Annotated in this window: 13 protein-coding genes and 1 pseudogene; 9 read left to right on the top strand and 5 right to left on the bottom strand. The window is 64.2% G+C overall.

Annotation, left to right across the window (positions count from 1 at the left end; genetic code table 11):
- From copD to AC58EF_RS25495, 3 genes are all read left to right on the top strand, one after another.
- On the top strand, positions 1–927 hold the full coding sequence (gene copD, locus AC58EF_RS25485; protein ID WP_037475979.1) for a copper homeostasis membrane protein CopD: 927 nt from the start codon (positions 1–3) through the stop codon (positions 925–927).
- Positions 928–991: 64 nt separating this feature from the next.
- On the top strand, positions 992–3,679 hold the full coding sequence (locus AC58EF_RS25490; RefSeq protein ID WP_037475977.1) for a vitamin K epoxide reductase family protein: 2,688 nt from the start codon (positions 992–994) through the stop codon (positions 3,677–3,679).
- Between the two features lie 308 nt (positions 3,680–3,987).
- Positions 3,988–5,853, top strand: a complete 1,866-nt coding sequence (locus AC58EF_RS25495; protein ID WP_082736289.1) for a cytochrome c/FTR1 family iron permease — start codon at positions 3,988–3,990, stop codon at positions 5,851–5,853.
- 63 nt (positions 5,854–5,916) lie between these two features.
- On the opposite strand, the gene AC58EF_RS25500 is transcribed toward AC58EF_RS25495, so the two are convergent.
- Positions 5,917–6,123 (bottom strand): DUF6118 family protein, encoded by a 207-nt coding sequence (locus AC58EF_RS25500; RefSeq protein ID WP_051519908.1) that lies wholly within the window; start codon positions 6,121–6,123, stop codon positions 5,917–5,919.
- 256 nt (positions 6,124–6,379) lie between these two features.
- Between AC58EF_RS25500 and AC58EF_RS25505 the strand changes: the two genes are divergently transcribed.
- Positions 6,380–6,889 (top strand): YybH family protein, encoded by a 510-nt coding sequence (locus tag AC58EF_RS25505; RefSeq protein WP_235209630.1) that lies wholly within the window; start codon positions 6,380–6,382, stop codon positions 6,887–6,889.
- Positions 6,890–7,245: 356 nt separating this feature from the next.
- Here the strand turns inward: AC58EF_RS25505 and fliE are convergent, their stop codons facing one another.
- The 3 genes from fliE to traA form a co-directional block, all read right to left on the bottom strand.
- Entirely contained in the window at positions 7,246–7,692 is a 447-nt protein-coding gene (gene fliE / locus AC58EF_RS25510; RefSeq protein WP_251652458.1) for a flagellar hook-basal body complex protein FliE, read from the bottom strand.
- Positions 7,693–8,161: 469 nt separating this feature from the next.
- Positions 8,162–8,872 (bottom strand): DUF6118 family protein, encoded by a 711-nt coding sequence (locus AC58EF_RS25515; protein ID WP_066268885.1) that lies wholly within the window; start codon positions 8,870–8,872, stop codon positions 8,162–8,164.
- Between the two features lie 14 nt (positions 8,873–8,886).
- Positions 8,887–11,991 (bottom strand): Ti-type conjugative transfer relaxase TraA, encoded by a 3,105-nt coding sequence (gene traA / locus AC58EF_RS25520; RefSeq protein ID WP_066268888.1) that lies wholly within the window; start codon positions 11,989–11,991, stop codon positions 8,887–8,889.
- A gap of 174 nt (positions 11,992–12,165) precedes the next feature.
- Between traA and AC58EF_RS25525 the strand changes: the two genes are divergently transcribed.
- From AC58EF_RS25525 to AC58EF_RS25545, 5 genes and pseudogenes are all read left to right on the top strand, one after another.
- Complete coding sequence (locus AC58EF_RS25525; protein WP_066268908.1) at positions 12,166–12,471, top strand: conjugal transfer protein TraD; 306 nt, start codon at positions 12,166–12,168, stop codon at positions 12,469–12,471.
- A 37-nt stretch (positions 12,472–12,508) separates the two neighbouring features.
- Positions 12,509–12,733 (top strand): conjugal transfer protein TraD, encoded by a 225-nt coding sequence (locus AC58EF_RS25530; protein WP_066268892.1) that lies wholly within the window; start codon positions 12,509–12,511, stop codon positions 12,731–12,733.
- Positions 12,730–13,020 carry a hypothetical protein gene (locus AC58EF_RS25535; RefSeq protein ID WP_062346066.1) on the top strand — a complete coding sequence of 97 codons (291 nt, stop codon included), beginning with the start codon at positions 12,730–12,732 and terminating at the stop codon, positions 13,018–13,020. Before AC58EF_RS25530 ends, AC58EF_RS25535 begins: the two co-directional genes overlap by 4 nt.
- A gap of 6 nt (positions 13,021–13,026) precedes the next feature.
- Positions 13,027–14,792, top strand: a pseudogene (locus AC58EF_RS25540) (type IV secretory system conjugative DNA transfer family protein).
- Between the two features lie 733 nt (positions 14,793–15,525).
- Complete coding sequence (locus AC58EF_RS25545) at positions 15,526–16,638, top strand: replication initiator protein A (RefSeq protein ID WP_062069515.1); 1,113 nt, start codon at positions 15,526–15,528, stop codon at positions 16,636–16,638.
- Between the two features lie 89 nt (positions 16,639–16,727).
- Here the strand turns inward: AC58EF_RS25545 and AC58EF_RS25550 are convergent, their stop codons facing one another.
- Positions 16,728–17,147 (bottom strand): GNAT family N-acetyltransferase, encoded by a 420-nt coding sequence (locus AC58EF_RS25550; RefSeq protein ID WP_231472260.1) that lies wholly within the window; start codon positions 17,145–17,147, stop codon positions 16,728–16,730.
- Positions 17,148–17,312: the final 165 nt, after the last annotated feature.

Below are 17,312 nucleotides of genomic sequence, written 5' to 3' on the forward strand. Positions count from 1 at the left end.
ATGATTGACTGGCCGACCGTCGCCATCCGCTTGGCGTTATACCTCGTCCTGGCGGTGCTGTTCGGCCTGTCGGCGTTCAGCCTCTATGGCCTTCGGCTCGGCGAGCGCGAGGATGCAATCGCTCTGCGGCCTTGGCTTTCGGGAAGTGCTGTGCTCGGGTTGCTGCTTTCAGCCGCTGGCCTGATCCTCATGGCCTCGTCGATGGCCGGATCTCCATTCTGGCCGGTCGACGAGGCCGCGGTGGCTGCCTTGCTCGGAGGGCCACCGGTTGGCTCCGCCTGGAAGGTGCGCATGGTAGCGCTGGTCATTGCCGGGGGCGCGGTCCTACTGGCGCGAGGCAGAGCATCATGGCTGGCGATGGCCATGATTGCCGCCGCTACGGCGTTGGCGACACTCGCGTGGAACGGGCACGGTGCCATGGACGAGGGAAGCACCGGATGGCTTCACCTGGGCGCGGACATTCTCCATCTCCTCGCAGGCGGTATATGGGTTGGCGCACTGTTCGGATTGCTTCTCCTGATGATGCGCCGCGCCGAGGCGATCGATGCCGCGCACCTTCAGCTTACCCATCGGGCGCTGCACGGCTTCGGGGCGGTGGGCACGCTCGTGGTTGCCATTTTAGTGATCACCGGCTTGATCAACAGCTGGCTGCTCGTGGGCCCAGCCAATTTCACGGCCTTGGGCACGACGCTCTACGGCTTGCTGCTGCTCGCCAAGCTGGTCTTGTTCGCAGCGATGCTGGGACTCGCGTCGCTTAATCGGTTCCGCCTCACGCCGGCCTTCGAACGCTCGATTGCCATGAACGATCATGACGGAGCGCTTATGACGCTGCGGGTCAGCCTGGCGGTCGAGACAACCTGCGTGATTGGTATCTTGGCGCTCGTAGCATGGCTCGGCACCCTCGCACCGCCCGCATCGGGCATGTAGGTGAGGTTAGCTCTGCTGGGTCTGTTGATGTATTCAAAGGTGAACGAACGAGGGTGGCAGAGTCATGACCGACGTCGAACGCAGCGAGCCCGGGAGCGGCAAGGGTGCTCCTGAGATCGTCCTCATCACGGGTGCGAGCGGTTTCATAGCCGCCGCGCTCATTGCCCGGCTCGGCGAACGCTACACGGTCGTCGGACTCGATCGTGCCGGTCCTCCGGACCCGCCGCCTCCTGCGGCCGCGGTCGCCATCGATCTCGGGTCCGACGAGGCGGTCCGCGCCGCGCTCGAGGAGGTGCGCGCACGATACGGCGCCCGCATCGCGTCGGTTATCCACCTCGCCGCTTATTACGACATAACCGGCAAGCCTAACCCGCTCTATGACAAGGTGACAGTCCAGGGCACCCGCCGGCTGATTGACGGGCTGCAATCGTTCGAGGTCGAGCAATTCGTCTTCGCCAGCACGATGCTGGTCCATAAGCCGACCGCCACTCCGGAGGAGCGCATCAGCGAGGAGTCGCCAATCGGTGCGTCCTGGGCGTATCCGCAGTCCAAGGTCGACACCGAGGCATTGCTGCATGAGCGCCACGGGAACATCCCCGTCGTCTTCCTCCGCGCCGCAGGAGTTTACGACGACGACGGGCGCTCGGCGTTTCTCGCGCAGCAGATATCGCAGATCTACGAGCACCGCCTGATCTCGCATTTCTATCCCGGCATGCTGTGCGCGGCACAGTCATCGGTGCACCGCGAGGACTTGGCCGACGCCGTGGTGCGCCTCGTCGATCGGCGGCACGACTTGCCGTCAGAACTGCCGCTGCTCGTCGGCGAACCCGACCCGCCCGGCTATGCCGAGATCCAGGACATCGTCGGGGAGGCGCTCCACGGCGAGGGCTGGAAGACGATCCGCATCCCGCAGCCGCTCGCGAAGGCCGGGATCATCCTGCAGAACGAAGCGCTCGGCAGCGACGACTTTATCCAGCCCTGGATGATCGACAGCAGCAACGACCACTATATCCTCGACATCTCGCGCGCACGGTCGCTGCTCGGGTGGGAACCGAAGCACAGCCTTCGCGACACGCTCCCGGCGATCGTCGCTGCGCTCAAGCGGCATCCGCGGGCCTGGTACCGGAACAACAAGCTCAACGAGAACCTGGTCGCGTGGGATGAAGAGCCAGAGGCCGAGCTTGCGGGGTCTGGCCACCACCAGCCCGCAGCGGCCGCCGGAACGGGCGGCATAGATCACGGCGGGATGGATCACAGCAAAATGGACCACGCGGCGATGGGGCACGGGTCCGGCGCCGCGGTCGCGGCCATGTCGGACCACGGCGGGCACGGCGATCACATGGCCTTGATGGACCGCGATGAGCGCCGTGCACGCTGGGCGCTTTACGCCAACATCGGTCTCGGTCTGTGGCTCGCCTCCAGCCCGCTCATCTATGATTCCATGACCACGCAGAGCGTCGGCGAAGCCGCGCGTTTCGTAACCGTCGATCGCGGGCTGCCTTCGATCGAATGGCGGGCCAGCGCACTGGCTATCAGCGATGTCGTCAGCGGGCTCGCCATCGCGCTGTTCGGCGCGCTGTCGCTCGCCCCGCGCACCAAGACATGGGCGCAGTGGGCTGTCGCGTTCATCGGCATCTGGCTGTTCTTCGCGCCGCTGATCTTCTGGAGCCCGAGCGCCGCGCAGTACAACAACAACCTGCTCATCGGCTCGGCCGTGATCGCGTTGTCGGTGCTGGTCCCCATGATGCCGGGCATGAGCATGGCGGGCATGATGGACCCCAAGAACATCCCGCCTGGCTGGACCTATTCGCCATCGACGGACGCGCAGCGGCTGCCGATCGTCGCCATGGCGCTGATTGGGCTTCTGACCTCGCGTATCCTGACGGCCTACCAGTTAGGCCACATCGATACTGTGTGGGAGCCGTTCTTTGCTGGATCGCTGGCCGACCCGCGTAATGGGACCGAGGAGATCATTACATCCGACATGTCGAAGGCTTGGCCGATCCCCGACGGCGGTCTTGGTACAGTCAGCTACGTGCTCGAAATTCTTATGGCGGTGATGGGCACCCGCGACCGCTGGCGGACCATGCCGTGGATGGTGACCTTCTTCGGCATTCTCGTCATTCCGCTCGGCGTCGTCAGCATCTATTTCATCATCAGCCAGCCGATCGTCATCGGCACGTGGAGCACGCTGGCGCTGATCGCCGCGCTCGCCATGCTGATCATGATCCCGTTCGCATTGGACGAGGTCATTGCCATGGGCCAGTTCCTCGCCTGGGCGAAGCGCCGCGGCAAGCCGCTGATCCGCACCTTCTTCCAGGGCGACGCGGTCGAGGCGGGGGCCGAGGACGCATCCGACGTGATGGCCTCGCCTTCTACCTTCTGGGCGGATGCGAAGCGCGGGCTGACGCTGCCGTGGACGCTGGCGGCCAGTATCGTGCTCGGCGCCTTCCTGATGCTGACGCGGGTGATCCTGGGGAACGAAGGCGAGATGGCGAACAGCGACCATGTCGTCGGCGCGCTGGTCATCACCGTGGCGATCATCGCCACCGCGGAGGTCGCTCGCGCGCTGCGCTTCATCAATGTCGCGTTCGGGGCATGGCTCGTCGCTGCCCCGTTCCTGCTGACAGGGGCCGGCCCCCTTGGGGCGATCGTGTCGGTGGTCGTGGGAATCGCGCTCATCGGGCTCAGCCTGCCGCGCGGCAAGCGCAGCCCCGAACATTATGCGAGCTGGGACAAATACGTAATTTGAGGCCTTACTCGCCTCCAGAGAGGAGGGGCACAGCATGGCGCAGTCCAGGTACCGAGTTCTATCCGGGCGGTCATTCAGGCGGCGGGGGTGATGACGGGGGCGGTGGACCGCGGCTACAGCTTTAAGCGAGCATCGACACTGTTCCGGTACGGTCCAGCATGCTAATGCGATTCCTTCGCAGGATCGTTGGTGGCCTGCGGCTAAGCTGCATCGCATCGAGACAAAGATAATATGAAGTGACGCGTCTCAAACTTGTCCTCCTGCGGCTTGCCATCACGCTCACCGCGCTGTTCATCCCGGCCGCGACAATGGCCGAACCCGGCGACGTGCAAACCGCATGGCGGCTGCTCGACTATATCGCCGTCGATTATGGCGGTGCGGTTGCCGAGGGCCGGGTCAAGAGCGCGGCCGAGTATGCCGAGATGAACGAGTTCTCCGCGTCCGTTACGACGCGGCTGCGCGATCTGCCGGCGAAGCCGGAACGGCCGGCGCTGGTTCAAGGAGCCGACAACCTGCAAGGGATGATCGCGCGCAAGGCATCGGCTGAACAGGTGGCGACCACCGCGCACGGGCTGGCGGCTGATCTGCTGCGCGCCTATCCAGTGCCGCTCGCGCCCGACAAGGCTCCGGACCTCGCCTCGGCCGATGCGCTGTTTCGACAATCCTGCGCGTCCTGCCACGGCATGACGGGCGACGGGCATGGCCCCGACGCCGCCAAGCTCGATCCGCCGCCGATCGCGTTCACTGATGCCGAGCGCGCCCGCCAGCGAAGCGTGTTCGCGCTCTATCAGGTGGTGACGCAAGGGATCGACGGGACAGGGATGCAGAGCTTCGCCGATGTGGCGAACGATCAGCGCTGGGCGCTCGCCTTCCGCGCCGGGAGCTTCGCCTTCACCGACGAACAGGCGCGCGAAGGCGAGCGGCTGTGGAAGTCAAACCCGGCGCTTCGCCAGCGCATACCGGACCTGAAAACCCTCGTCGCGCTCACCCCGGCCGCGCTCGCCACCTCGATTGGCGAAGCGAAGGCCGATGCGGTCATGGCCTATCTCCGCCGCCATCCCGATCAGGTGATGCAACACGCGCCTGGCTCGCTTGCGGTTGCGCGCGCCAAGCTCGCCCAAAGCCTAGCGGCAGCGCGGCGTGGCGATGCGCGCGGGGCGAGGGAGCTGGCCTTGTCGGCTTATCTCGACGGGTTCGAGCCGGTCGAACCAACGCTCACCGCGCGCGACGCGGCGCTGATGGGCCGGATCGAAGGCGCGATGGGCGAGTTTCGCGCCGCGATCGACCGCGGTGCCTCGCCCAACGAGCTCGCGGAAAAGGTGTCAGTGCTCGACGGGCTGTTCGACGATGCGGAAGCGGCGCTGGCGCCTGATGCCGCCACGGAAGCGTCCACGTTCCTGGGCGCATTCACGATCTTGCTGCGCGAGGGGCTCGAAGCCTTGCTCATCGTCGTCGCCATGATCGCGTTCCTTCGCAAGGCGGAGCGAGGAGAGGCGCTGCGATACGTGCATGGCGGTTGGATCAGCGCGCTCGTTGCCGGGGGGATCACCTGGGTGGTGGCCACCTATGCAATCGGGATCAGCGGCGCGAGCCGGGAGCTGACCGAAGGGTTTGGGTCGCTGTTCGCTGCGGTCGTGCTGCTCTCGGTTGGAATATGGATGCACGGCAAGGCGCAAGCCGATCAGTGGCAACGCTATATCCGGGAAAAAATGTCACGGGCGCTCACCGGAGGATCGGGCTGGTTCCTGTTCGGGCTGGCGTTCGTGGTGGTCTATCGGGAGGTCTTTGAGACAATCCTGTTCTACGCGGCGCTCTGGTCGCAAGGAAACGGTCCCGTGCTGCTGGCCGGGGCGGGCTCGGCCGTTCTCCTGCTTGCGGTGATCGCCTGGGCCATGCTTCGCTACAGCCGCACGCTGCCGATCACGCAGTTCTTCCGCTACAGCTCCTGGCTGATGGCGATCCTGACGGTCGTGCTCGCGGGCAAGGGGGTTTCCGCTCTCCAAGAGGCGGGCATCATTGCCATAGCGCCGCTTCGCGATGTGCCCAGGCTCTCAATACTTGGCCTGTTCCCTACATGGCAATCCGTGCTGGCGCAGCTCCTGATGGCGGTGGCTATCGCGATCGGGTTCGCCTGGAACCGTCGCGGCGATCGGGGCAGGGCATCGGCTCACTAGCACCGATGCGAGTCCATGACGGAGACCATCACCTCTTGCGGCTGAGCCGGGAGGCGTCCGTAGCTATTCCGCCGCCTTTTTCTGGATCGTGCAGCGCACCGCCTGCTTCGCCTTCACAGCGGCTTTGCGGCATCCCTTGATCGTCTCGCGATTGTCGCGCAAGACCCTGTCGGCCGTGACTATCACCTCCCAGCTCGGCTGCGATGCGCTGACCATCAGATGCTGGCCGGCATCCCAAAGGGTGGGTTCATCCAGCACGCGCGCCGCCATGCGCTCGGGCCATTTGCCAGCTCGCCGGTGCAAGGTGCGCGATCGGCCCCGCCAGCGGACCTAGAGTAGCAGCACCAAAAGCTTCCCGCCGCCGCTGGCTCGGCACCTCGATCGCGACATTTGGAATAGGCCTCGCCTAACTGGCCACAGTGCACCGCACCGCGCCCGACCGATCGTGCGCGGTGTATTGGGGGTTTGCTCGGTTTGATGACGCTGGCGATATCGGTACAAGGGTTCCTGGGGCGCGCCTTCATGCATGGCGGCCTCAACCATCTGGCATTTTGAAGGGGGAAACATGATTTTGGCGTTTAGGGTGGCAATGGCCACAGCACTGGCGATGCCGATCGCGGTCGCCGCCCAGCCTGCATCGCGCTTCGCGGATACGAAGGCCGTGGAGGCAGTACTGTCGCAGTACAAGGCGGCGATTGAAAAGCTCGATGCGAAAGGAACAGAGCGACTCTTCGCGGCCGACTCCCAGATATTCGAAACGGGTGGCTCGGAGGGAACCTACGCGACATACCTCGCCCATCATCTTGGGCCAGAGCTGGCAGCCTTCAAGTCGTTTACATTTTCCGACTACAAGGTGAAGGTTCGCTTTGAGGGTCCGGTCGCACTTGCCACCGAGACCTACCGCTATCGGATCGAGCCGAAGAACGGGGCTGTTGCCGAACGTATTGGCGTCGCAACCAGCGTCTTAACGCGCTCGGGGAGCAGCTGGAAGATCATCAGCATGCACAGTAGCGCTCGCAAGCCGAAAGGCTCCTGATCGGTCAAGATCACATTGCGCCCGGATCCAGCTTCAGGGGTCGGCAATATGGCCGCTACTGCTTCTTCGCTGGATTCGGCGTAGCCGACTGCGGTGTCGCATTTGTAGAATTCGTCGGGTGATCGTGCTCCGGTATGCCAGCATAATGGTTCATCTGATCCTCGGAGATGTCCGACGTTTCCTCGCTGCTGCCACAAGCCGTTACGGCCAGAGGTAACAGAAACATGGCTGTGATAATCGCCCTCGATCTTCTCATAACAGAATACCCTTCGATGCCGATCTGAACCCATCATAGCTGATACGGTGGGATGCTCGTATCTGACTTCCTTACAATGATATGATCGACAAGGTTTTCGCTAGACTGGCATGCTCATGATGTCCTTATACGCGGAAAGCAACTTATTGCGAACTTGCAACGTCGCCTCGAACGCGATCGACGACTCCTGCCGCGCGAGCATTACCTTTGCAATATCGACCTCTTCGCCGCGTTCATAGGCAACCGTCAACTTTCCGGCGCGAGCGTTGATTTCATTGATCTTTTGAAGCTGTGTTTGCAGTGTAGAGGTAAAGCCACCTGGTTCCGCGCGCCCGGCAGCCGAGATCCCTTGGGTCGAACCTGGACCTACGACCGAGTCTGCACCGTCCGCCTTTCCAAGCACGGTATCCATCGCTGCTTCGAATTTTGCTCCCGCACCCCCGGGGCTACCAACAGAACCCGCGCTGCTTGCTACATTTCGAAGCGCCGCATTCCTGTCGAGGATGGCGCTTCGCACGGCCATGACGTCGTTGAAGATGCTGCTCATGTTCACCCCGGTGCGACCTCTAGCATAGCTGTATAATCGCATCGCATGCGTTAGAGGATGGTTAACGACGCTTAGGAATGATTGCTTCATCGTAAAGCCGTGCGCCGATCCTTATAGGATTCGTCCAAGCCTGCCAGACGATGCGCGACCAGAGGTCTAATCATTGGCAGTTGACGAGATGGGACTCACTACATACGGGGCATTTTAATTGTGCAGCGCGCCTTCTCTCGCTAAATCAAAGGACAATCGCGCACGACACCCTTGCCGCTCGCGCTGGCAGCTTGGGTATGGGGGCTCACCTTTGCCACGCTGATGCCCCTACGCTGGCGCCTGACGGCGCTTTTTCCCTCGTCGGCCCGGCTGCCGGGAGTGCACCTATGAGCGGCATCGAAGTGCCTGCGCTGCGGGGTCGGCCCTGTACCGTGACATTACCGCCCCGCGCAACCCCGATCATGCTCGGAATCCACCCTTATTCTGTCGCCGGCTTGACCTCGATCGTGCAGCGCACCGGCTTCTTTGCCTTCGTCGCCGACTTGCGGCACGTCTCGATCGTCTCGCGATTGTCGCGCAACAGCTTGTCGGTCGCGACGATCGCCTCCCAGCGCTCCGGCGCAGCGGCCCGCATCAACCGCTGCCCCCCCTCCCATTGCGTCGGCGCGTCCAAAACGCGCGTCGCCACGCCTTCAGGCCATAGCCAGCTATCGGGCGTCAGACGCGCGATCGGCCCCGCCAACGCGGCATAGAACAACAGCCCCAGCACCAGGCCGCCACCGCCGAACAGATATAGCCAGCGATTCTGCTCGTCGCCGCGCCGCGCGGAAGCAAGCCGGCTCCCGATCTCACGCGCGGCCTGGTCCAGCGCCGTGCGCGCCTCGGTGATAAGACGCTGGTCCTCGCGGCGCGCGCCGATCGCCGCCGTCGCGATCTCGCCCGCCATATGCGCCGGGTCCATCGACAGGGCAGGGCTTTTCCGCATCGCGGCGATCTGCTGGGCCAGAACCCCCAGCACCTTTTCGGTACGCTCAAGCGTCGGCTGATAATCGGGAATGTCGATGGACTCGCGCGCGGCGGTCAGCCCTTCGACCGCATGACGCAGCAACGACACCTCGCCGCGCAACCGCTCGAACGCGGCCACTGGATCGTCGCCGGCATGGGGTTCGCGATACTCGTCCTCGTCCATGTTTGTTTCTCTCCCTACCGGCTAAGTCCACGGTCGCGGCCGATTCCCAGCTCATGCGTCAACTGGCGGCCCAGCTCGCCGCCGCCCATCTGCGGGCTGCGCTCCATGCCGATCTCAAGCCCCAGCTCGCGGGTGCGATTACGCAGGATCGATTCCACCTGTGGATCGCGCTCAAGGCTTTTCGCCATGCCCGCCATTTCCTTGCCCGCCTTCTCGCGGCCCGTCATGTCGCCGGCGCGATAGAGGCGGTCTCGGTCCTGGGAGAGCTGTTGCCAGCGTTCCACAAACCGATCGGCGCGCAAGTTCGGATCGGTGCGCACGCGAGCTTCCTGCGCCATCGCTTCGATCATCGGGCCGCTGCGTCCCGCCGCCGCGTCGCGCAGCAAGGCCGGATCGCGCTGCATCGCCGATGCGAGGTCGCGCGAAGCTCCTGGCCTGATCTGGTCAAGCGCCTCGGTCGCGCGCTCGAGCGCGACTTTCTGATGTTCCAACACCGGCCCGCCCGATGCGCGGGCCTGCAACATCGCCTCGGCCGAACGCGAGGTCCGCTCGACCGCGCGCGCGAATGTCCGATCCTGGCCGCGATCCGGCAACGCCGGCGTGCGCTCCGCGCCCTTCGCCGGCTCGGCCGACAGCTTCAACCCGTCGAACATGCCGCGCTTGGGCCTCTCGCCCTGGCCGCGATTGGTCGCCGGCGCTGGCCGCTCGGGTGCGGGCCGGAAATTGTCGAACATACCCCGCCGCGGCCGCCCCTCGCCCGCGGCCTTCGCCTCGCCAGCGCCGCGGTCGTCGCCCATCTGGCGTGAAGTTCCCGCGCTCGGCGCGAGGATCTCCACGCCCTTCCGCTCGGGCGCATCCGCAACGCGGATCTCACCCGACAGCCCGCGCCGATCGGCGAACGATTGCGCCTCGGCGTCGCGGTCGCGGAACATCGGATAGTCGGACGCCATATCCTTCGCCCGCTCGCGGCCCAGCGTGCGGACAAGCTTGCCGGTGTCGGCGAAGTCGTCGCGGCCATAATGGAGCTGCACGCCCTCGCGATGCCGCGACAGCGCCACATAGGCCGAATGGCGGTCCATCCCCGGCGTCGCCAGCACATGCGCCTGATCGACAGTCACCCCCTGCGATTTGTGGATGGTGGCAGCATAGCCATGATCGACATGGGCATAGTCCTTGAGGTCGAACGCCACCGATCGGCCATCGTCGAGCCGCACCGCCATGCTGTCGGGCGACACCCGCTCGACCTTGCCCAGCAAACCGTTCTTCACGCCAAGCCCGCGCTCGTTCTTGAGGAACATGATGCGGTCGCCGCTGGCGAACTCCCGCGCGCCGCGCTCGGCCGACACGCGCACGTCGTCGCCCAATTCGCCCGACGCGCGCAGCCGATCGCGCGCGGCCAGGTTCAGGTCACGCACCTCCGCATTGGTATGGGTGAGGATGATCCGGGTCTTGTCCGGATCGGCGCTGCGCTGCGCGTCCCATCGGTCGACCAGCTCGGCCCGGGCCTGCTCGCGCGTGTCCGCCGCCTGCACCATGCCATGCGCCTCATAGGCATGGACGGCCTTGCCGGTCCTGCCCGTCGCCAGCGCCCGCGTGGCGTCTTTCTGCCAGTCCTCATGCTGCCGGCGAACCTCGCTGATCTCGGCCGCCCCATGCCGCTCGGCCAGCGCGCGAAACGCCGCGCCCGCCTCGATCGCCTGCAACTGCTCAGGATCGCCGACCAGCACCACCTTCGCGCCCGCCCGCTCGGCCGCCGACAGCACCCGCTCCATCTGGCGCGTGCCGATCATGCCGGCCTCGTCGATCACCAGCACGTCGCGCGGACCTAGCAGCTCCCGGCCCTGGTCCCACTGATATTCGAGACTGGCGATCGTGCGCGAGGCGATGCCCGATCCGCCTTCCAGGCTCTCCGCCGCGATCCCCGACAGCGCCGCGCCGCGCACCTGGTAGCCAGCGCGCTCCCATTCGTCGCGCGCGACCCCCAGCATGGCGGATTTGCCGGTGCCGGCGTAGCCGACCACGATGGCAATATCCTTCTCGCCGGTTATATGCGCCAGCGCAGCTTGCTGCTCTCCCCCGAGCACCAGGCCCTCACTCCCGGCGGCGTCCAGCCCCCTTTGCAGCGACGCTGCCGGGAGACCATGCCTCGCCTTGTCGGCAAGACGATCGGCGGCGTGTTCCAACCGCTGCTCGGTGTCGATCATATCGCGGGAGGTAAAGCGGTCCTCGCCGCGCCCGTCCTTGCCCAGCCCCACCAGCTCGGGCGAGGTCCGCACCGCGCTCATCACCTGGTCGAACTGATCCTTGCCGTCGCTGTGCCGGAACGCGAACTGCGCCAGGTCGCGCCGCGTGAACGTCGCCTGCTGCCGGGTGATCGCGTCCAGCGCGATCTCGGGCCGCGCAATGATCTTCTCGCCATTCTCGCGCGCGATCCGGGCATGGTCCTCGGCCCGCTCGGCCTCAAGCCCTTGTTCGGGCATCCGCGACGCAGCCGGTCCGATCTTGTGTTGCGGCTCAAGGTCAATGCCCTGCGCCTCCAACGTGCGATGATCTATGCGGGCATCAATATCCAGCTGGGCCAACCGCTCGTTGACATGATCGGCCCACGCCTCGCGCCACTCCTTCAGGAGCGCATTGCTGTTCCACTCGCGCACCTTCTGCCCGAAGCCCTCGGGGCCAACCTCGCGCATCGACAGCATGACATGCGCGTGCGGCTTGGGCTCGCCGTCCTTGCCCCTGTCCCAATGCACATTGAGGTCCGCGACCATGCCCCGATCGACAAACTGCTTTTCGACGAAATCGCGGGCGAGGCTCACGCCCTGAGCCGTGTTCATCTCGCGCGGGATCGCGAACTCGACTTCGCGCGCCAACTGCGCGTCCTTGCGCTTCTCGCCGGCCTCGACTTCATTCCACAGGCAAGCGCGGTCGTTTAAACGCTCCGGTGCGCCTTCGGGCAGTATGATTTCCGAATGGACGACGCCTGCCTTATTCGAGAAATCATGGTCGCGCCCGAGTCGATCATCGTGCAGCCGTTCCGCTGCACGATAGGCCGCGCTTGCAACCGCGCTCGATCCGTTGGCGCGACTCACAACCTTGGCCGAGAAATGGTAGATCGCCATGACACCCTGCTTATTGCACTTCTGAGCGCACGTCGGCAACGACGTATAAGCGCGCACTCACACTCTCTGCCGTTCGCATGATTGACTTCGCCGTATTTTCTGCCGGACGCGCTACCCTATCACGCCGATCATGCTACGCTGCGGTTCCTGTTGATGGGCGCGAGGGAGAGGATGATGCGCAAGGTGCGGGACTATGACGCGGAGCTGAAAGCGCTCGGCGACAAGGCCAGGACATTGAAGGCCAGGAAGGTCCAGCAGCTCGGCGAACTCGTCACCACCACCGGGGCCGATGCGCTCGATCTCGATGTGCTGGCGGGCGCGCTGCTCGCTGCCGTCGCATCCGCCAGCACGGAAGAAAAGGAGGCGTGGCGCTCGAAAGGCGCGGCCTTCTTTCAAGGACGCGGGCGCAAGGGTTCGCGACGCGCTGCTGGCAACGCGGAAAGCGGAAACGAAACTGGCACAGGCGAGGCGCAGGGTTGAAGCCGCCGCGCGCCGCGCCGATACGAGAGGATGGGTTGTGCAACGCAGGGAACGCACCCGCCACCTGATCGAGCTGGGCGGCCTCGTCCACAAAGCCGGCCTCGTCGATCTGACCGACGATGATCGCGCGACCCTCTACGGCGCGATGCTCGATCTCGCCGCGCGCGCCCAGGGCGAGGATGCCGACAACATGCTGACGCTGTGGAAGCGGCGCGGCAAACGCGCGTTCGACGCGGAAGCGGAAGGGAGTGACGCACCATGACCAGGCTCGATGTCGAAGCGATCCGGGCAGAGGTCCGCGCGCTCGATTATGTCCGCGGCACCCCCGCCGAAATCGCTCTGTGGCGCGAAGGCGATGCCGAAGCCCGCGCCAATCTCGCGATCGAAGGCATGGACCTCGACGCCGACGAACACGCCCTGTTCGACATGCTGCGCGCAGAAGCTGTCCCCCCTCCCCTAGCCACCGCGATCGTTCTCAAGCTGCTCGATCATCCCGACGCCGACCCGGCGCTAGCGATCTCGCCGGCGACGATCCGGGCGGACGGGTAAGCGGCGATGGAATGGTTCCGCCAGCTCGGCCGTGCGCTTCGCAACCTCGCCCGTATCGCGCGCGAACAGCCGATATGGGCGATCACGGCCCTCGTCACCAGTCCGGTCGCGCTGATCCGCCACCTGTTCGGCGTGGTGGTCCTGTTCCTCATCACCGGCCTGGTGCTGGGCCTCGGCGTGCCGCTGATCCTCGGCAAGCTGCTCGGCCTGCCCCGCGATTCCAACATCTACCAAATCGTAATGATGCTGACGAGCCTGGTCATCATCCTCGTCACGCTGCGCGCCCTCTTCCAACCGCTGATCCTGCGCTATGGCGGTCCTGCCGGCGATGACACCCACGGTTCGGCCCGCTTCGCCACCGAGCGCGAGACGCGCCCGCTCGCCCAAAATGGCGAAGACCTGCTGATCGGCCGTGATCGCAAATCGGGCAAGCTGCTGCGCTACGCCGGTCCCGCCCATCTGCTGACGATCGCGCCGACGCGCACCGGCAAGGGCGTGGGGACCATCATTCCCAATCTGCTCGACTATCCCGGTTCGGTCATCTGCATCGACCCCAAGGGCGAGAATGCCCGCATCACCGCCCGCTATCGCGCGAAGTTCGGCCCGGTCCATGTCCTCGATCCCTTCGGGGTGACGGGCATCCCCTCAGCCGCGTTCAACCCGCTCGATCGCCTCGACCCTGCCGGCCTCGATCTCGCCGACGACGCCATGACGCTGGCCGACGCGCTGGTCTATGACGCTCCCGGCGAAGCTGGCGAGGCGCATTGGAACGAGGAAGCCAAGGCGCTGATCGCCGGTATCCTCTTGTGGGTGGCCTGTGACCCGCAAGCGCAAGGCCAGGACTACACGCTGGAAGCCCTGCGCGACTGCCTCACCTTCGCGCCTGATAATTCCCAAAGGATGCTGCGGGAAATGTCGCGCAGCACGCAGGCGCGGGGCCTGATCGCGCGTGCCGCCAACCGCCACCTGGGCAAGTCCGACCGCGAAGCGGCCGGCGTGCTGTCGGCCGCGCAGCGCCATACCCATTTTCTCGATTCCCCGCGCATGTCGGCCGTGCTGGGCCGCTCGGATTTCACCTTCGCCGATGTGAAGACGCAGCCCACAACCGTCTATCTGGTGCTGCCGCCCGATCGGCTCGCCACCTATGCCCGGTGGCTGCGCCTGATGCTGGCGCAAGGGTTGACCGATCTGGCGCGCGCGCCGGCCTCCCCCGCCCGCCCCGTCCTGTTCCTGCTCGATGAGTTCGCCGCCCTCGGCCGCCTCGAACCCGTCGAGCGCGCTATGGGCCTCATGGCCGGCTACGGCATCCAGCTCTGGCCGATCCTGCAAGACGTTCACCAGCTCCGCGCGCTCTACGAGCGCCGTGCCGGCACCTTCTTGTCCAACGCTGGCGTCTTGCAGATATTCGGGGTCAACGATCACGACAGTGCCAAGCTCGTCTCCGATCTGCTCNTGCCGGCACCTTCTTGTCCAACGCTGGCGTCTTGCAGATATTCGGGGTCAACGATCACGACAGTGCCAAGCTCGTCTCCGATCTGCTCGGCCAGGAGACGGTCGTGTTCGAGACCATGAGCCGCGCGATCGACAGCGACGAAACCGGCATATCGTTCGGCGCGCAGCATGTCGCTCGCCCGCTGCTCACCCCCGATGAAGTCCGCACGCTGCGCGAGGATTACCAGCTCCTGTTCCTCGCGGGGCAACGGCCGATCGTCGCCGCCAAGCTCAAATACTATGCCGATCGCGAGTTCGCGGGCCGCTTCGACAAGGCGTGAGGCCGTTTAAACGGTGCGTGGATCTCGCGCCGGAAAAATCGGGCGGCCCTGGGAAGCCCGTAGAGCGCCATAGGCGGTTCCGACGCCGAAAACCCTGACCTACGCCCGGAATGAGGCCGGGCGGGCCGGAAATCGCCCCCTGTGGGGACGTTTCCGCCTCCTCTACCCTCTCGATCAGAACGCCCACATATCCGCTTGGCTTTTCTGGAAAGCCATTTTCGGCGGCTGGGTTCAATGATGCGCTGGCGATAGGGGTGTGACGGTTACACCACACCCCAAATTAACAAAAGCGTGCCGGCGAAGCCGGCTCATTTTGGGGATGCCGGGTGGGAGGATCGCATAGCGATCCGGGGCGGCCGAAGGCCGCGAGCCGGCGGGGCGGAGCCCCAAGAGGCGGTGCTTTTCTTCCTTTCAACGTCGCATCAAGCGGGGCAGCCTAAAGTTATCCACAGCCTCGCCCTAGTGTTAATATATGGGTTTAGAGTCGTGTTACGGGATTTGGGCGGTTTTATAGTGCGTTGAAAATAATGTATTAATTGGCGTTTTTGTGACGCGCGGTGAATCCGCTCTGACGAAAAAGCGAATCCAGAGTGACGATAGGGTGAATCCACTCTGACGATAGGCCCGCCCCCTCCAAGCGTAATCGGAATGACGATAGCGCGGGGGTGAATCTGAAATGACGATAATCCGCTTGCGTATGTGAAATGACGATAGTAGCTGTGGCGTTAGTGAAATGACGATAGACTCCGCCCCTTCCCTGTTTGACGCGCCGATCGCCGCGCCGTCCATGGCCGTGGACGGCGACGATCGCACGCCGCTGCTGCCGGTGCGGCACCCTAACCAAGACCTGTTCATCTGCGATGTTCTCGACGCCATCCCCAAGGACGACATGGCCTCGATGGAGCATCCGGTTTTCTCGCTCTCGACCAAGCCCGACAACCGGATGCGGCGCTATGAGCATAACGGCAACGTTATCGAGATTATCCCCTCGGGCAAGGGGCTGGCGACGATCCACGACAAGGACATATTGATCTACTGTATTTCGCAGCTCGTCGCGAAGATGAATCAGGGCCAGCAACCTAGCCGCACGGTGCGCCTGCAAGCCTATGACATGCTCGTCGCCACCAACCGGCAAACCAGCGGCGAAGGCTATCGGCTGATGGCCGACGCCCTCACCCGCCTGCGCGGGACCACGGTGCGGACCAATATCCAGACGGGCGGTGTCGAGGAAACGCGGATTTTCGGGCTGATCGAAGAAGCCAGAATCACACGCAAGACGTTCGACGGCCGTATGCTCGATCTGGAAATCACCCTGTCGGATTGGGTTTATCGCTCGGTCATCAGCAAGAATGTTCTGACGCTTCACCGCGACTATTTCCGGCTCCGCAAGCCGTTCGAGCGGCGCATGTATGAGCTGGCCCGCAAGCATTGCGGCGTGAAGGACGAATGGAAGATCGGCCTGGAGCTGCTGCAAAAGAAATGCGGCTCGAACAGCCCGCTCCGGGTGTTCCGGGCCTTGGTCAAGAAGGTCTGCGAGCATGACGCGGACCACGGCCATTTCCCCGACTATGCGGTGACGATGAATGATGACGTGATCCTGTTCCGCAACCGCTCGGGCCTCAAGTCCAAGCCCGATCCGCTCGCCAACGCCGGCGACGATGCGCCCTATATCGACCCGGAAACCATGCACGACGCCAAGACGGCCGCGCCAGGCTATGACGTGTATGCGCTTTATGACGAATGGGTGTCGTGGTGGCACGACATGGGCAAGCCCGAGCTGAAAAGCCCCCGCGCCGCTTTCCTAGGCTTCTGCAAGAAACGGCACGAACGCAAGCCACTGCGCTGATCCCTTATGTGGACAAGCGTTCATGTCCACATGCAAACATATCGACTGATCCGCCTTTGTCACTTTCTGGTCGATAGCTACGGACTCGACTACAGGTGAAGTCCAAGAAAGGATGCGCCGGGAACCGGGTTGAAGGAAATCGGCTCCGCCGCGACGAAACCAAGAGTCTCATACAGCTTGCGCGCGGGGACGAACTTCGCTTGCACATCGAGCCTCATTTCGCTGTAGCCCACAGTGCGAGCTTCCTCGATCAGACGTTCAGCGAGCGCGCGACCAAGATGCCGTCCCTGAGCCTGGGGACGAACATATAGTCGTTTCATCTCGCATATCTCGTGTGTGACTTGGCGCATCGCTACGCAGCCTTCGATTTCCCCCTCCCGGTCCGCAAGCAGCACGCATCCTTTGGGCGCCGCATACTTCCCAGGCAAGTTTGCAAACTCAGCGTCATTATTCTGATAGTCGAGATTGACCGGCGAATTAGCGATGAACTCACGCCAGATGCCCAGCACCGAAGCTGTGTCACGAGGAAAGATCGCGTGCCTAATAACTACCATAGCGTGATTGCTTCGCCGAAAATCGTGGCGGCAATAGGACAGTGTGGGGGCGTTTGCGGGAGGGGGCGGAATCCTACGCTAAGGATTTGGGCCAGCGATATTCCCCGGTTAGATTGATGT

The organism is Sphingobium sp. WR1 (assembly GCF_059693745.1).

Excerpts from the sequence above, each read along its gene's own strand:
- fliE (WP_251652458.1), bottom strand. The coding sequence starts at position 7,692 with ATGAGCAGCATCTTCAACGACGTCATGGCCGTGCGAAGCGCCATCCTC.
- AC58EF_RS25490 (WP_037475977.1), top strand. The coding sequence starts at position 992 with ATGACCGACGTCGAACGCAGCGAGCCCGGGAGCGGCAAGGGTGCTCCT.
- copD (WP_037475979.1), top strand. The coding sequence starts at position 1 with ATGATTGACTGGCCGACCGTCGCCATCCGCTTGGCGTTATACCTCGTC.
- traA (WP_066268888.1), bottom strand. The coding sequence starts at position 11,991 with ATGGCGATCTACCATTTCTCGGCCAAGGTTGTGAGTCGCGCCAACGGA.
- AC58EF_RS25515 (WP_066268885.1), bottom strand. The coding sequence starts at position 8,872 with ATGGACGAGGACGAGTATCGCGAACCCCATGCCGGCGACGATCCAGTG.
- AC58EF_RS25500 (WP_051519908.1), bottom strand. The coding sequence starts at position 6,123 with ATGGCGGCGCGCGTGCTGGATGAACCCACCCTTTGGGATGCCGGCCAG.
- AC58EF_RS25535 (WP_062346066.1), top strand. The coding sequence starts at position 12,730 with ATGACCAGGCTCGATGTCGAAGCGATCCGGGCAGAGGTCCGCGCGCTC.
- AC58EF_RS25545 (WP_062069515.1), top strand. The coding sequence starts at position 15,526 with ATGACGATAGACTCCGCCCCTTCCCTGTTTGACGCGCCGATCGCCGCG.
- AC58EF_RS25495 (WP_082736289.1), top strand. The coding sequence starts at position 3,988 with ATGGCCGAACCCGGCGACGTGCAAACCGCATGGCGGCTGCTCGACTAT.
- AC58EF_RS25505 (WP_235209630.1), top strand. The coding sequence starts at position 6,380 with ATGGCGGCCTCAACCATCTGGCATTTTGAAGGGGGAAACATGATTTTG.
- AC58EF_RS25525 (WP_066268908.1), top strand. The coding sequence starts at position 12,166 with ATGCGCAAGGTGCGGGACTATGACGCGGAGCTGAAAGCGCTCGGCGAC.